Source organism: Micromonospora sp. BRA006-A (assembly GCF_033433935.1).
GTDB classification, from domain to species: domain Bacteria; phylum Actinomycetota; class Actinomycetes; order Mycobacteriales; family Micromonosporaceae; genus Micromonospora; species Micromonospora aurantiaca.
Genome location: NZ_JANCLW010000001.1, coordinates 2,628,018 through 2,642,994, shown reverse-complemented (window position 1 = coordinate 2,642,994; position 14,977 = coordinate 2,628,018). Strand labels below are relative to the sequence as shown.

At 73.2% G+C, this 14,977-nt stretch carries 13 protein-coding genes; 9 read left to right on the top strand and 4 right to left on the bottom strand.

What is annotated here, in order from left to right; translation table 11 throughout:
• Nucleotides 1-699: 699 nt before the first annotated feature.
• Nucleotides 700-1,983, bottom strand: coding sequence for a tyrosine--tRNA ligase (tyrS, locus tag NMK34_RS12630; RefSeq protein WP_318336334.1), 1,284 nt, complete (start codon nucleotides 1,981-1,983; stop codon nucleotides 700-702).
• A 101-nt stretch (nucleotides 1,984-2,084) separates the two neighbouring features.
• On the opposite strand from tyrS, the gene NMK34_RS12625 reads away from it, so the two are divergent.
• The 4 genes from NMK34_RS12625 to NMK34_RS12610 all read left to right on the top strand — a co-directional run bounded on the left by NMK34_RS12625 (nucleotide 2,085) and on the right by NMK34_RS12610 (nucleotide 4,468).
• Entirely contained in the window at nucleotides 2,085-2,474 is a 390-nt protein-coding gene (locus tag NMK34_RS12625) for a PaaI family thioesterase (protein WP_030502439.1), read from the top strand.
• 86 nt (nucleotides 2,475-2,560) lie between these two features.
• On the top strand, nucleotides 2,561-3,787 hold the full coding sequence (locus tag NMK34_RS12620) for an NRAMP family divalent metal transporter (RefSeq protein WP_318333526.1): 1,227 nt from the start codon (nucleotides 2,561-2,563) through the stop codon (nucleotides 3,785-3,787).
• Entirely contained in the window at nucleotides 3,784-4,164 is a 381-nt protein-coding gene (locus NMK34_RS12615) for a hypothetical protein (protein WP_135239471.1), read from the top strand. The genes NMK34_RS12620 and NMK34_RS12615 overlap by 4 nt, the downstream gene beginning before the upstream one ends.
• Nucleotides 4,151-4,468: a PRC-barrel domain containing protein gene (locus tag NMK34_RS12610; RefSeq protein WP_318333525.1), complete on the top strand. Its 318-nt coding sequence runs from the start codon at nucleotides 4,151-4,153 to the stop codon at nucleotides 4,466-4,468. The genes NMK34_RS12615 and NMK34_RS12610 overlap by 14 nt, the downstream gene beginning before the upstream one ends.
• 324 nt (nucleotides 4,469-4,792) lie before the next feature.
• Here NMK34_RS12610 and NMK34_RS12605 read toward each other — a convergent pair whose 3' ends face one another.
• The 3 genes from NMK34_RS12605 to NMK34_RS12595 form a co-directional block, all read right to left on the bottom strand.
• Nucleotides 4,793-6,163 (bottom strand): hemolysin family protein, encoded by a 1,371-nt coding sequence (locus NMK34_RS12605; RefSeq protein ID WP_318333524.1) that lies wholly within the window; start codon nucleotides 6,161-6,163, stop codon nucleotides 4,793-4,795.
• A gap of 146 nt (nucleotides 6,164-6,309) precedes the next feature.
• Nucleotides 6,310-6,945, bottom strand: a complete 636-nt coding sequence (locus NMK34_RS12600; protein WP_318333523.1) for a hypothetical protein — start codon at nucleotides 6,943-6,945, stop codon at nucleotides 6,310-6,312.
• A 9-nt stretch (nucleotides 6,946-6,954) separates the two neighbouring features.
• Complete coding sequence (locus NMK34_RS12595) at nucleotides 6,955-7,458, bottom strand: GNAT family N-acetyltransferase (RefSeq protein WP_318333522.1); 504 nt, start codon at nucleotides 7,456-7,458, stop codon at nucleotides 6,955-6,957.
• Nucleotides 7,459-7,591: 133 nt separating this feature from the next.
• Here NMK34_RS12595 and ppdK point away from each other — a divergent pair, with 133 nt between their 5' ends.
• The 5 genes from ppdK to pflA all read left to right on the top strand — a co-directional run bounded on the left by ppdK (nucleotide 7,592) and on the right by pflA (nucleotide 14,968).
• Nucleotides 7,592-10,252, top strand: coding sequence for a pyruvate, phosphate dikinase (gene ppdK / locus NMK34_RS12590; protein WP_318333521.1), 2,661 nt, complete (start codon nucleotides 7,592-7,594; stop codon nucleotides 10,250-10,252).
• A gap of 12 nt (nucleotides 10,253-10,264) precedes the next feature.
• A complete protein-coding gene (locus NMK34_RS12585; RefSeq protein WP_030271088.1) occupies nucleotides 10,265-10,708 on the top strand; it encodes a hypothetical protein in 444 nt (147 codons plus the stop codon).
• A 159-nt stretch (nucleotides 10,709-10,867) separates the two neighbouring features.
• Nucleotides 10,868-11,878 (top strand): alcohol dehydrogenase AdhP, encoded by a 1,011-nt coding sequence (gene adhP, locus NMK34_RS12580; protein ID WP_071095692.1) that lies wholly within the window; start codon nucleotides 10,868-10,870, stop codon nucleotides 11,876-11,878.
• 64 nt (nucleotides 11,879-11,942) lie between these two features.
• The gene (pflB, locus tag NMK34_RS12575; protein WP_318333520.1) at nucleotides 11,943-14,186 is read left to right on the top strand and encodes a formate C-acetyltransferase; all 2,244 of its coding nucleotides are present in this window, start codon (nucleotides 11,943-11,945) and stop codon (nucleotides 14,184-14,186) included.
• On the top strand, nucleotides 14,183-14,968 hold the full coding sequence (pflA, locus tag NMK34_RS12570; protein WP_318333519.1) for a pyruvate formate-lyase-activating protein: 786 nt from the start codon (nucleotides 14,183-14,185) through the stop codon (nucleotides 14,966-14,968). The genes pflB and pflA overlap by 4 nt, the downstream gene beginning before the upstream one ends.
• Nucleotides 14,969-14,977 lie beyond the last annotated feature (9 nt).

Genomic DNA, 14,977 nt, shown 5'->3' with positions numbered 1-14,977 from the left:
TCGAGTACCCCGAAGGGCCTTTCCGCTCGACTTGCATGTGTTAAGCACGCCGCCAGCGTTCGTCCTGAGCCAGGATCAAACTCTCCAACAAAAACTTGTCGAACAGCAATCAACCTGGCAACAAAAGTGTTGCCAAAGGAATCCCAACCAGCCAAACCAAAAGGCCTGACCAGTCCGGGGTATAAAACAATTGGCACTGGCTTTACAAGCACCCTGTTGAGTTCTCAAAGAACAACCACACACCAACCACAAGCCCCACAACCGTGGAACCCCAGCCGGGGCATTTCGTTCACCCACCCGCCGCTCTCGCGCCGGGCACTTTTACTACGTTACCCGGTGGTTTCTGCCGTGTCAAACCGGTGTCAACCGGTTTGTCGTGCATCACCTTTAACCGGGCACCCCGATTCAACCGACTTCCGTCGGTCGTTTCCGAGGAATTCGGCAGGCCGGCCGCCCGCGGTTTCCCGCTGACTCGTCCGTTTCCCTACCGGCCGACAACCTTACCCGGTCGGTTCCGCCTCGCCAAATCCGCCTCCCGGCGAATCCGGGGCACCACCCGGTTCTCAGGTCCTGCGCTCCGGCCTTCCAGGTCTTTCGCCCTGTTTCGTCCGTTCCGCGCTGGCAGAGAGAAAGTTACGCGCCCAGCGGAGTGATCGTCAAATCCGCTGAGCGCGTCCCGCGTCACACAGTCGACAGCGGCTATCCACGCAGCTCGACGCCCGCGAACGAGCGCTTGCCCCGGCGCAGCACGAGGTAGCGGCCGTGCAGCAGGGCGTCCGCCGGCACAGTGGCGTCCACCTCGGAGATGCGCGTGTTGTTGACGTACGCGCCGCCCTCGGCGATGACCCTCCGTGCCTCCTTCATGCTCGGCACCAGGCCCGACTCCTTGAGCAGGCCGGCCACGTCCGGCAGCTCGTCGAGGTGCACCAGGCCGGCCTCGGTCAGCGCGGCGCGCAGCGTCTCCGGGGCCAGCTCGTCGAGCGAGCCGCGCCCGAACAGGGCCTGGCTCGCCGCGACCGCCTGGGCCATCTCCCGCTCGCCGTGCACCAGCGTGGTCAGCTCCTCGGCGAGCGCCCGCTGGGCCAGGCGTGCCTGCGGGCGTTCCGAAGTCGCCTTCTCCAGCTCCTCCAGCTCCTCGCGGGAGCGGAAGCTGAAGTACCGCAGGTAGCGGCTGACGTCCCGGTCGTCGGCGTTGACCCAGAACTGGTAGAACGCGTACGGGCTGGTCATCTGCGGGTCGAGCCAGACCGTGCCGGTCTCGCTCTTGCCGAACTTCGTACCGTCGGCCTTGGTGACCAGCGGCGTGGTGAACGCCTCCACCGGCCCGGCGCCCCGCCGCCGGATGTAGTCCACGCCGGCGGTGATGTTGCCCCACTGGTCGGAGCCGCCGTACTGGAGCCGGCAGCCGTGCCGGCGGTGCAGCTCGAAGTAGTCGTTGGCCTGGAGGAGCTGGTAGCTGAACTCGGTGTAGCTGATGCCCGTCTCCAGCCGCGCCTTGACCACCTCGCGGGCGAGCATCTTGTTCACCGGGAAGTGCTTGCCGACGTCCCGGAGGAACTCGACCACCGACATCTCGCCGGTCCAGTCCAGGTTGTTGACCAGTTGCGCCGCGTTCTCCCCGGTGTACGTGACGAACGGCGAGAGCTGCTCGCGGATGCGCTCGACCCAGCCGGCGATCACCTCGGGCGGGTTCAGCGTCCGCTCCGCGCTCTCCTTCGGGTCGCCGATCTGCCCGGTGGCGCCACCGACGAGCAGCAGCGGACGGTGCCCGGCCTGCTGGAGCCGGCGGGCCATGACGACCTGCATCAGGTTGCCGATGTGCAGGCTCGGCGCGGTGGGGTCGAAGCCCACGTAGAAGGTGGTGCTCCCGCCGTCGAGCAGCTCGCGCAGTTCGTCGAGGCCGGTCGAGTCCTGGATCAGGCCCCGCCACAGCAGGTCGTCGGTCAGGGAGTCCCGCCCCTGCGGGAGGTTGCTGTCGGTCACGGTCACCGATTCTCCCCCATCACCGGGCCCGGCCCGTACCGGGTTTGCCGAGGTGCGGCCGACTAGGCTGGCGGCGCCGTCGAACGCGAGGAGGAACCGCGGTGGACATGCCGAACCTGACCGGTGGCTTCGTGGCCCTGCTGGGCCTCACGTTCGACGAGGTCAGCGGGGACCGGGTGGTGATCCGCTGGAAGGTGCGCCCGGAGCTGCACCAGCCGTACGGGATCCAGCACGGCGGGGTCTACTGCTCGGTGGTGGAGACGGCGGCCAGCATCGGCGGCGCGCTCTGGCTGGGCGACAAGGGCAACGTGGTCGGGGTGTCGAACCAGACCGACTTCCTGCGCGCGGTGCGCGACGGTGAGCTGACCGCTGTCGGCACGCCGGTGCACCGGGGCCGCAGCCAGCAGCTCTGGCTCGTGGAGATCACCGACGCCGACAGCCGGCTGGTGGCGCGCGGTCAGGTGCGGCTGCAGAACCTCACCGCCGCCTGACATCCGCGGGCTGGCCGATTCAGCCCGAAAAGGGGCACTGACGCCGATATCGTCGCCTCGGTGAGATCGTCCGCTCCCGACCCGACGTGAGGAAGCTGTTCGCCGCCACGCTCGGCGTGCTGTCGGCAGTCGGCGGCTTCGTCGACATCGGCGACCTGGTGGCGGCCAGTCAGGCCGGCGCGCTGTTCGGCATGGCCCACACCTGGGTGCTGCTGGTCGGCGTGGCCGGCATCTGCGCGTACGCGGAAATGGCCGGCCGGATCGCGGCGGTGAGCGGACGGGCGGTGTTCGACCTGGTCCGGGAGCGGCTCGGGCCGCGCGTGGCGCTGCTCAACCTGGTCGCGTCGTGGCTGGTCACGGTGGTCACGCTCGCCGCGGAGCTGGGCGGGGTGGCGCTGGCGCTGCAACTGGCGACCCGGCTGAGCCACCTGTTCTGGGTGCCGCTCGCCGCGCTGGCGGTCTGGCTGGTGCTGTGGCGGTTGCGGTTCGAGCTGATGGAACGGATCTTCGGCCTGGCCGGGCTGGCGCTGCTCGTCTTCGCGGTCGCGCTGGTGGCGCTGCCGACCGACTGGCCGCAACTCGGGCAGGGCGCGTGGCAGATCAGCGCGTCGGGGCACGGCTGGCCGTTGTACTGGTTCGTTGCCGTGGCGCTGTTCGCCTCGACGGTGAGCCCGTACGAAGTGTTCTTCTTCTCCTCCGGCGGCGTGGAGGAGCGGTGGGGCGCGGCGGACCTGGCGCGGGCCCGCTCGAACGTGCTGATCGGTTTCCCGGTGGGCGGGTTCCTGGCGTTGTCGCTGGTCGCCGTGGCGACGGTGGCCTATCACCCGTCCGAGGCGTCGCTCAGTACGCTCGACGAGGTGGCGCGGCCGGTGGCCACGGCGCTCGGCGGCGCCGGCCTGGCCGCCGCGGTGCTGGCGTTCTTCGCAGTGACGTTCGGGGCGGCGCTGGAGACCGGACTGTCGGCGGCGTACGCGGCGGCGCAGTACTTCGGGTGGCAGTGGGGCAAGCGGGTCCGCCCCCGGGAGGCGGCCCGGTTCCACAGCGTGCTTCTCGTCGGTCTGCTGCTCGGTGTGGTGATGCTGATGACGACTGTGGACCCGGTGCGGCTCACCGAGTACATGCTGGTGCTGAGCGCTGTGGTGCTGCCGCTGACGTACCTGCCGATCCTGGTGGTCGCCAACGACCGCGGGTATCTCGGCGACCGGGTCAACGGGCGGTGGATGAACCTGCTCGGCGCGGTGTTCCTGCTGCTCATCGTCGCGGCCTCGGTGGCGGCGATCCCGCTGGCGATCATGACGGGGATGGGGCCATGAGGGTTCAGCTCGCCAAGCGGCTGCTCGACCGGCAGATCGTCGACGTGGACGGGCGGCTGGTCGGGCGGGTCGACGACATCGCGTTCGCCGTCGACGACGAGGGCTACCCGTACGTGGACTGCCTGCTCACCGGGCAGGGCGCGCTCGGGCAGCGGATCGGCGGGCGGGTCGGGCGGCTGCTGGTGGCGGTGGCGGACCGGTTCACCGACGACCCGCCGGTGCCGCCGTTGCGCGTACCGCTGTCGCAGGTCGCCCGCGTGGACAGCGCGGTGCGGCTGCGCTGCCCGGCGGCGGACCTGCCGCCGTCACCGGTGGAGGCGTGGCTGCGCCGGCACCTGATCGAGCGCATTCCGGGGTCCGGCCGTGCGAGCGGGTGAGCTGCTCGGCCGCACCGCGTACGACCTGCACGGGCGGCGGCTGGGCCGGGTGGTGGACGTGGTGGTGCGCGGCGGGTGGCCGCCGGACCGGCTGCGGATCACCGACGTGATCGTCGCCGGCCACTGGTGGACCCGGGTGATCAGCCGGCTGATCGGCCCCGAGCTGCACCCGTCCGGGCCGTGGCTGCTGCGGGTGGTGGCCCGGCTGGTCGGGCGGAGCACCCGTCAGCTGCCCGCCGACGCGGTGCAGCTGCTTCCGCCGGTGCCCGGTTTCCCGTTCGGCCCGCCGGCCGGAGGCCGCTGAACCGGGCCGCGGACGCCAGGCCGCGGACGCCAGGCCGCGGACGCCAGGCCGCGGACGCCAGGCCGCGGACGCCAGGCCGCGGACGCCAGGCCGCGGACGCCAGGCCGCGGACGCCAGGCCGCGGACGCCAGGCCGCGGACGCCAGGCCGCGGACGCCAGGCCGCGGACGCCAGGCCGCGGACGCCAGGCCGCGGACGCCAGGCCGCGGACGCCAGGCCGCGGACGCCAGGCCGCGGACGCCAGGCCGCGGACGCCAGGCCGCGGACGCCGGGCCGCGGCGCGCCAGGCAGCTCCGGACGCCGGTGAGGCGACCGTCCGGCGCGGTCAGCGGCGGGCGTCGTCGAGTTCGGGGGCGTCGGCCGGGTCGGCCGCGTCGCCGTCCGGGCTGCCGGTCGCCGCGTCGTCGTCCGCCGAGTGCTCGCCGCGACGGTGGCGGCGCACGTGCACCTCGGTGATCGCCCGCTGGTCGACGCCGGCCACGGACAGCTCCCAGCCGTCCACGGTGACCTGCTCCCCCGCCACCGTCGGGATGTGCCCGAGGCAGATCAGCACCAGCCCGGCGACAGTAGTGTAGTCGCCGGCGGGCCGGTTCGGCAGCTCCACACCGAGGTCGGTCAGGTCGTGCACCGGGAACGTGCCGGGCAGCACCAGCGTGCCGTCGGCCTCGGTGCGCACGGCGCGCAGGTCCCGGTCGGTCTCGTCGTAGATCTCGCCGACGATCTCCTCCAGGATGTCCTCCAGCGTCACGATCCCGTCGACCGCGCCGCGCTCGTCGACCACGAGCGCGATGTGCTGGCGCTCGGCCTTGAACTGGCGCAGCGCGTCGACCACCGGCAGCGAGTCGGGCAGCAGCATCGGCGGGCGGGCAATCTCGTCGACCGGCCGGTCGTCGGAGACGCCGACCAGGTCCCGCAGGTGGATCACGCCCACCGCCTCGTCCAGGCCGCCGTGGCGGACCACCGGCGCCCGGGAGTGGCCGGTCGCCGCCAGGACGAGCCGCGCGGCCTCCGCGGTGGTGCCGCTGTCGAGCGTGAAGACCTGCAACCGGGGTACGAGCACCGCCCGCAACTGCCGGTCGGCGATCTCCACCGCGCCGGCGATGATCGTGCGCTGTTCCTTGGTGAAGCCGTGGTTGCCGGCCACGATGTCGCGCAGTTCGTCCGGGCCGATCTCGTCCGGCTCGGCCTTCGGGTCCAGACCGAACAGGCGTACCACCAGGTCGGTGGTGGCGCCCAGCAGCCAGACGGCGGGCCGGGTGATGCTGGACAGCACGTCCAGCGGGCGGGCCACCAGCAGCGCCCACCGCTCGGCCGACTGCATGGCGATCCGCTTCGGGGCCAGCTCACCGAAGACGAGCGTGACGAACGTGAGCACCAGCGTGACGGCGACGATGGCGACGGTCTCGGCGGCGTTGCCGAAGACGCCCAGCAGCGGGACGAGCGGCCGGGCCAGGGACACCGCGGCGGCGGCGGAGGCCAGGAACCCGGCGAGTGTGATGCCGATCTGGATCGTGGCCAGGAACCGGTTCGGGTCCTTCGCGAGACGGGCCAGGGTGCGTCCGCCGCGGCTGCTGCGCTCCAGCCGCTGCACCTGGCTGTCGCGCAGGGAGACCAGGGCCATCTCGCTGCCGGCGAACACCGCGTTGAGGATCACCAGCACACCGACCAGGGCAAGCTGGCTCCAGTAGCTCTGCACGACCGGTTATCTCCCTCGGCCCGATCCGGGTCGGCCGATGGCCGACTCGCCGGCCGGTAGATCCGGTCGGCGTGGCCCTCTGTTGCCCCGCGGGCCCGCGCCTGAATCCTGTGCGATCACTGAGCGTCGGGCGGCGGACGCCCGGTTCACCCGCTCGTGGCGGGAACCGGCAGGTCGAGCACGTACGCGCCGCCCTCGGGGCGGAACCCGAGCCGGTGGTAGTAGGGGGCGATCATGCCGGGCGGGCTGACCACCCGGCGGAAGCCCCGGTCGGTGAACAGCCGGCTGCGCCGGTAGACGAACTCGCCCGGGGTGAAGTCGCGGAACGGCGGGGTCACGTAGTCCAGGTCGATCTGGGCCACGCCGCCCGGTTCGGCGTGCGAGAGCATCACGCCGACCACCTCGTCGGCGCGTACGACAAGGAACGCCGAGCGGTCGGCGGCGGCCGGATCCCAGTGGAAGCCGGGGTTGAACCGGGCGATGTCGGCGGCGTGCACGCGCAGCGTGTGCGCCAGGAAGGCGTCGCCGGTGCCCACCTCGACCACCTGGTAGGTCTGCTCGTCGTGCCGGGTGGCCAGCAGCTTGCGCAGGTACCAGACGTTGATCACGGCGAGCACCACGTTCAGCCCCACCATCGGCCAGACCTGCACCGCGGTGTTGTAGCCGATCAGGATGAGGCAGCCGACGAGGTTGAGCGCGCGCAGCCGCAGGATCCGGGTCTGCAGCAGGGACCAGACCAGCAGCGCGGAGCCGGCCCAGCCGACGAGTTCCAGCCAGTTCACCCGGGGAGACTAGCGGTCTGGCTGGTCAGACCCCTCGGCGGGCAGCTCCAGCACGTACTCCTCGACCTCGGTGCCGCGCGACGGGGCGTACCCGGAGTCCTCGCCGACCACGACGAAGCCGCACTTGCGCAGCACCGTGAGCGAGGCGGCGTTGTCCTTCGCGGCGCGGGCGTGCAGCGGCCGGTGCGGCACCTCGCGCAGCAGCGCGCGCAGCGCGGCGGTGGCGTGGCCGCGCCCCCAGTGCGCCGCGTCGATCCAGTAGCTGACCTCGGTCTGCTCGCCGACCGGGAACGCGGCGACCCGCCCGACCAACCGGCCGTCGACGGTGACGGCGCGGTTGACGATCCGCTCGTCGGCGCGGATGCGTGCCCAGTGCGCGTCGAACGCGGCCCGGTCGGACGGATCCTTCGGGCCGAACGCGGCCATCCAGTTCGCCTGCGGGTCCTGTTCGTGGGCGAAGAAGGCGGGCAGGTCGTCGTCGCGCACCGGGCGGAGCAGCACCTCGTTGGTCACGGCCGGAACGATACGGGCACCCACCGACACTCTCGGGACCTCCGGCCCGGTGTGTGTCCCGTCCGGCCCTGCCGCGCCGCCGCCCGGCCCGGTTACCAAGGAGGTGGAACGACGCAGTCGAGGAGGCCGGACCATGTCGAAGTACGTCTACGACTTCATCGAGGGTGATCGCAGCCGGGCCGACCTGCTCGGCGGCAAGGGCGCGAACCTCGCCGAGATGACCCGGCTCGGGTTGCCGGTGCCGCCCGGGTTCACCGTCACCACCGACGCGTGCCGGGCGTACCTGGCCACCGGCGCGCCGCCGGACGGCCTGTACGAGGAGATCAACGCGCACCTGCGGGAGGTGGAGGCGCGGCTGGACCGGTGGCTGGGCGACCCGCGTGACCCGCTGCTGCTGGCGGTGCGTTCCGGCGGTCGGTACTCGATGCCGGGGATGATGGAGACGATCCTCGACATCGGCCTCAACGACACCACGGTGGCCGGGCTGGCCGCCCGTACCGGCGACGAGCGGTTCGCCTGGGACTCGTACCGGCGGCTGATCCAGATGTTCGGCCGGACAGTGCACGGCATCCCGGCCGAGGAGTTCGAGCACGAGCTGGCCGCGCTGCGGGCCACCGCCGGCCCGGACGGTCCGGGCGCCGGGCAGTTGCGCGACCTGGTCGAGACGTACAAGAAGATCTTCGTCCGGCACGTCGGGCACGACTTCCCGCAGGCCCCGCACGAGCAGCTGTTCCTGGCCGTGCGCGCGGTGTTCGAGTCCTGGCACTCGGAGCGGGCCCGGATCTACCGGCGGCAGGAGCGCATCCCGGACGACCTGGGCACCGCCGTCAACGTGATGGCGATGGTGTTCGGCAACCTCGGCCCGGACTCCGGCACCGGTGTGGCGTTCACCCGCGACCCGGCCACCGGCGCTCCCGGCGTGTACGGCGACTACCTGACCGACGCGCAGGGCGAGGACGTGGTGGCGGGCATCCGCAACACGGTGCCGCTGACCGAGCTGGAGCGGCTGGACCCGGCGAGCTTCCACCGGCTGCGGGAGATCATGGCGACGCTGGAGCGGCACTACCGCGACCTGTGCGACGTCGAGTTCACCATCGAGCGCGGCCGGCTGTGGATGCTGCAGACGCGGGTCGGCAAGCGCACCGCGGCGGCGGCGTTCGTGATCGCCGCGCAACTGGCCGAGGAGGGCCTGATCACCGCCGACGAGGCGCTCACCCGGGTCACCGGGGCGCAGCTCGCCCAGCTCATGTTCCCGGCCTTCGACGCCGCCGGCGCGCCCGAGCCGCTCGCGGCCGGCGTCGGCGCCTCGCCCGGCGCCGCGGTCGGGCGGGTGGTGTTCGACTCGGCCGCCGCGGCGGCGGCCGACGGGCCGGTGATCCTGGTCCGGCCGGAGACCAACCCGGACGACCTGCCCGGCATGATCGCCGCGGCCGGGGTGCTCACCTCGCGCGGCGGGAAGACCTCGCACGCCGCCGTGGTGGCCCGGGGCATGGGCCGGACCTGCGTGTGCGGCGCCGAGGCGCTGGGCATCGACGTCGAGCGCGGCGAGTTCACGGTGGGCGAGCAGGTGGTGCGTGCCGGAGACCTGATCTCGATCGACGGCACCAGCGGGCGGATCTGGCTCGGCGAGGTGCCGGTGCAGCCGTCCCCGGTGGCCCGGTACCTGACCGGTGAGCTGCGGCCGGAGGCCGACCCGCTGGTCGCCGCCGTGCACCGGCTGCTCGGCCACGCCGACGCGGTGCGCACGCTCGGCGTCCGCGCCAACGCGGACACCCCGGACGACGCCCGCCGGGCCCGCGAGCTGGGCGCCGCCGGGATCGGGCTGTGCCGCACCGAGCACATGTTCCTCGGCGAGCGCCGGGAACTGGTCGAGCGGCTGATCCTGGCCGACGGCCCGGCCGAGGTCGGCGCGGCGCTGGACGAGCTGCTGCCGTTGCAGCGGGCCGACTTCCTCGGGCTGCTCACGGCGATGGACGGGCTGCCGGTCACCGTCCGGCTGCTCGACCCGCCGCTGCACGAGTTCCTGCCTCCGCTCGCCGAGCTGACCGCCCGGGTCGCGGGCGCGCAGGCGCGCGGCGAGGAACCGGGCCACGACGGCGTGCTGCTGACGGCGGTGCGCCGGATGCACGAGACGAACCCGATGCTGGGGCTGCGGGGCGTACGGCTCGGACTGGTGGTGCCGGGCCTGTTCGCGATGCAGGTGCGGGCGCTGGCCGAGGCGGCCGCGCAGCGGGTCCGGGCCGGCGGTGACCCACGCCCGGAGATCATGGTGCCGCTGGTCGGGGACGTGCGGGAACTCGCCGCGGTGGCGGACGAGGCACGGCGGGTGCTGGCCGAGGTGCCCGACGCACCGGACATCCCGGTCGGCACCATGATCGAGACGCCCCGGGCGGCGCTGACCGCCGGGGACATCGCCGCCGAGGCGCACTTCTTCTCCTTCGGCACCAACGACCTGACGCAGATGACCTGGGCGTTCTCCCGGGACGACGTGGAGGGCGCGTTCTTCTCCACGTACCTGGAACGGGGGATCTTCCCGGTGTCGCCGTTCGAGAGCATCGACGCCACCGGCGTGGGCCGGCTGGTCCGCCTCGCCGTCGCCGAGGGGCGGGCGGCCCGGCCGGACCTGACCGTCGGCGTCTGCGGTGAGCACGGCGGCGACCCGGACTCGATCGGGTTCTTCGCCGACGCCGGGCTCGACTACGTCTCCTGCTCGCCGTACCGGGTGCCGGTGGCGCGGCTGGCCGCCGGCCGGGCCGCCGTCGAGGCCCGCACCGAGAAGTCCGACTCCCGCTAGGAGGGCAGCACCATGACCGCCATCTTCAACCCGACCGGACCGGCTGTCACGCCGCTCCCCCGGCCCGCGCCGCCGCCGGCCGCGACGCCCGCCCCCGCCCCGGCCGGGCCGGTCGGCCCGGTGCTGGAACTGCCCGGGGACGCCGCGCTGGTGCCGGTGAACCGCGACGGCCGCCCGGTCGGCGTGTTCGTCGCGGCCGGCGGCCGGGTCCGCTACCGGCGCGTGGTCGAACCCGACCAGTTGGTCGCCGCCGCCACCGGCGCGTTCGCGGTCGCAGCGCTCACCGCCGCCGTGGCGGTCTGGTCGCGGCGCCGCCCGCCGTCGGTCGGCACCGTCACGATGGGGCCGGGCGGATGGGTCAGCCTGCGCGGCGTGCCGGCGCCTCGGCTGCGCCCGGACCACAGGCCCTGGTGGGCGCGCCTGCTGCGGGCCCGCCGCCTGGTCGTCGACCGCTGAGCAACCCAGGGGTACGGCCGCCGGTACGTCACCGGCGGCCGTACCGCCGTTCCGGCCTCGGACGGGCCGTTGGTCCCGGGTCACCGCGGTCCTGCGCCCCTGCCCGGACGCTCCCGGGTGGACGACGCTGAGGGGGAGAACGAGAGAGGGAGGCCCCCGATGCGCGCCAGTGTCGTCACCGCGTTCGACCGTCCGATGGAGATCACCGAGCGTCCCGTGCCGGAGGTCGGCCCGGGCGAGATCCTGGTCCGCATCGAAGCCAGCGGACTCTGCCACACCGACATCCACGCCGCCCGCGGCGAGTGGCCGGTGAAGCCCACCCCGCCGTTCGTCCCCGGACACGAGGGCGTCGGCCTGGTCGAGCAGGTCGGCCCCGGCGTCACCGAGCACGCCGTCGGCGACCGCGTCGCGCTGCCCTGGCTCGGCTGGGCCTGCGGCACCTGCGCGTACTGCGTGACCGGCTGGGAGACGCTGTGCGAGTCGCAGCGCAACACCGGCTACAGCATCGACGGCGCGCACGCCGAGTACGCGGTCGCCGCCGCCCGGTACGCGGTACGCGTGCCCGACGGCGTGGACCCGTTCGAGGCCGCGCCGCTGACCTGCGCGGGCGTCACCACGTACAAGGCCGTCAAGGTCGCCGGGGTGCGGCCGGGCGAGCGGGTGGCGATCTTCGGCATCGGCGGCCTGGGTCACCTCGCCCAGCAGTACGCGCAGATCTTCGGCGCCGAGACGATCGCGGTGGACGTGACCGCCGAGAAGCTGGAACTGGCCACCTCGCTGGGCGCCGCGCACACGGTCGACGCCGCCACCACCGACCCGGTCGAGCGGATCACCGCGCTGGGCGGCGTGGACGTGGCGATCGTGCTCGCCGCGAGCCCTCGGGTCATCGAGCAGGCGCACCGTTCACTGCGCCGCGGCGGCCGGCTGGTGCTGGTGTCGCTGCCCGCCGACAACGCGATCACCCTGCCCGTCTTCGAGACGGTGCTCAAGGGCATCACGGTGCTCGGCTCGATCGTCGGCACCCGCGCCGACCTGGCCGAGGTGTTCGCGCTGCACGCCGCCGGCCGCACCCGGGTCGTCTACGAGACCCGCAAGCTGGACGACATCAACGACGCGGTGGACGACGTCCTCGCCGGCCGGGTCGCCGCCCGGCTCGTGCTCCAGCCCTGACCCCCGCCCCGGTCCCCGCACCCGCGGGGACCGGGCCACCGCCGACGCCCGGAGAGGGACCGACATGACCGCCACCGAACCCCTGGCCCCCTGGCGCGGATTCCACGCCGGAGCGTGGCAGGAGACGATCGACGTGGCCGACTTCGTCCGCCACAACCACGAGCCGTACACCGGGGACGCGTCGTTCCTGGCCGGGCCGACGCCGCGCACGCTCGCCGTGTGGGACCGGCTGCGGGAGATGTTCGGCGAGGAGCGGCGGCGCGGCGTGTACGACGTCGACGCGGCCACCCCGTCGACGATCACCTCGCACGCACCGGGCTACATCGACCGGGAGCGGGAGCTGATCGTCGGGTTGCAGACCGACGCGCCGCTGCGGCGGGCGATCATGCCGGCCGGCGGGCTGCGGATGGTGGAGACGGCGCTGCGGGCGTACGGGCGTGAGCCGGACCCGCGCGTGCACGAGATCTTCACCAGGTACCGCCGCACCCACAACGACGCGGTCTTCGACGCGTACCCGGCGGACGTGCTGGCCGCGCGGCGCTCGCACGTCATCACCGGGCTGCCCGACGCGTACGGGCGCGGGCGGATCATCGGCGACTACCGCCGGGTGGCGCTTTACGGGGTGGACCGGCTGGTCGAGGAGCGCCGCGTGCTCAAGGCGGCGCTGGACGACCGGCGCAGCACCGACGACGTGATCCGCGACCGGGAGGAACTGGCCGAGCAGATCCGCGCGCTCGGTGAGCTGAGGGAGATGGCCGCCTCGTACGGCTTCGACATCTCCCGCCCGGCCGCCACCGGCGCGCAGGCGATCCAGTGGCTCTACTTCGCCTACCTGGCCGCCACGAAGGAGCAGAACGGCGCCGCGATGTCGCTCGGCCGCACCGCCGGGTTCGTCGACGCGTACCTGCGGCGGGACATCGCCGAGGGGCGGCTGGACGAGAGCGGCGCGCAGGAGCTGATCGACGACTTCGTGATCAAGCTGCGGATCATCCGCTTCCTCCGCACCCCCGAGTACGACCAGCTGTTCTCCGGCGACCCGACCTGGGTCACCGAGTCGCTCGGCGGGATGGGCGTGGACGGCCGGCCGCTGGTCACCCGCACCGCGTTCCGCTACCTCCAGACGCTGTACAACCTCGGCCCGGCGCCCGAGCCGAACCTGACGGTGCTGTGGTCGCCGCGTCTGCCCGAGGGGTTCAAGCGGTTCTGCGCCCAGGTGTCGCTGGACACCAGCGCCATCCAGTACGAGAACGACGAGCTGATCCGCCCGGCGTACGACGACGACACCGCCATCGCCTGCTGCGTGTCGGCCATGCGGGTCGGCCGGGACATGCAGTTCTTCGGCGCCCGGGCGAACCTGGCGAAGGCGCTGCTGTACGCGATCAACGGCGGCCGGGACGAGCTGACCGGCACGCAGGTGGCCCCGCCGGCCGCGCCGGTGGGCGGCGAGACGCTCGACTACGACGAGGTGCTGGCCGCGTACGACCGGACGCTGGAGTGGCTGGCGCAGACGTACGTGGACGCGCTGAACGTGATCCACCACCAGCACGACAGGTACGCGTACGAGCGGCTGGAGATGGCGCTGCACGACCACCCGGTGCGCCGGTTCATGGCCACCGGCATCGCCGGCCTGTCGGTCGCCGTGGACAGCCTGTCGGCCATCCGGTACGGCCGGGTGAAGGTGCTGCGCGACGCCACCGGTCTGGCCGTCGACTTCGCCGTCGAGGGCGAGTTCCCGACGTACGGCAACGACGACGACCGGGCCGACGAGATCGCGGTGTGGCTGGTCGAGACGTTCGCGGAGAAGCTGCGCCGGCAGCGCACGTACCGCGACGCGGAGCTGACCATGTCGGTGCTCACCATCACCTCGAACGTGGTGTACGGCAAGCACACCGGCAACACGCCGGACGGGCGGCGCGCCGGTGAGCCGTTCGCGCCGGGGGCGAACCCGATGAACGGGCGGGACACGCACGGCCTGGTCGCGTCGGCGCTGTCGGTGGCGAAGCTGCCGTACGACGCGGCACGCGACGGCATCTCGCTGACCGGCACGGTCACGCCGGACGGCCTGGGCCACACCCGCGACGAGCGGATCGCGAACCTGGCCGGGGTGCTCGACGGCTACGCCGACGCCGGCGGTTTCCACCTCAACGTCAACGTGCTGGACCGGGCCACGCTGCTGGACGCGATGGCGCACCCGGAGCGGTACCCGCAGCTCACCGTCCGGGTCTCCGGGTACGCGGTGAACTTCGTCCGGCTCACGCCGGAGCAGCAGCGCGACGTGGTGTCGCGGACCTTCCACGGGTCGCTGTGACCGGCCGCCCGCCCGCGCCGCCGCAGGTCACTGCGGCGGCGCCGGGTGCCGTCACCGGCGCGGTGCACTCGTGGGACACGTCGGTCGGGGTGGACGGGCCGGGCACCCGGTTCGTGGTCTTCCTGGCCGGCTGCCCGCTGCGCTGCCGCTACTGCCACAGCCCGGACACCTGGTACGGCCGCAGCGGCCGGCGACGGACGGTGGACGAGATGGTCACGCTCGCCACCCGGTACCGCCGGTTCATCCAGGTCGCGGGCGGCGGCGTCACTGTGAGCGGCGGGGAGCCGCTGCTGCAACCGGCGTTCACCCGGGAACTGCTGCGCCGCTGCCACGACGACCTCGGCCTGCACACCGCGCTGGACACGTCCGGCTTCCTCGGCGTCCGTGCCGACGACGCGCTGCTGGACGCCACCGACCTGGTGCTGCTCGACGTCAAGGCGGGCAACCCGCAGACGTACCGCCGGGTCACCGGCACCGGCCGGCTCGCGCCGACGCTGCGGTTCGCGCGACGGCTGGCCGACCGGGGTACGCCGATCTGGATCCGGTACGTGCTGGTGCCCGGCCTGACCGACGCGGTCGACGAGGTGGAGCGGGTGGCCGACGTGGCGGCCGGGCTGGCCACCGTGCAGCGCGTCGAGGTGCTGCCGTTCCACCGGCTCGGCGCGCACAAGTACGCCGAGCTGGGCCTGGCCTTCCCGCTGGCGGACACCGAGCCGCCGGACGCCGGCCTGCTGGCCCGGGTACGCGGCCAGTTCGCCGCTCGCGGCCTCACCGTCACCTGACCGCGCGCC

Coding starts and splice junctions, on each gene's coding strand:
- NMK34_RS12615 (WP_135239471.1), top strand. CDS start 3,784: ATGAGGGTTCAGCTCGCCAAGCGGCTGCTCGACCGGCAGATCGTCGAC.
- ppdK (WP_318333521.1), top strand. CDS start 7,592: ATGTCGAAGTACGTCTACGACTTCATCGAGGGTGATCGCAGCCGGGCC.
- NMK34_RS12585 (WP_030271088.1), top strand. CDS start 10,265: ATGACCGCCATCTTCAACCCGACCGGACCGGCTGTCACGCCGCTCCCC.
- adhP (WP_071095692.1), top strand. CDS start 10,868: ATGCGCGCCAGTGTCGTCACCGCGTTCGACCGTCCGATGGAGATCACC.
- pflB (WP_318333520.1), top strand. CDS start 11,943: ATGACCGCCACCGAACCCCTGGCCCCCTGGCGCGGATTCCACGCCGGA.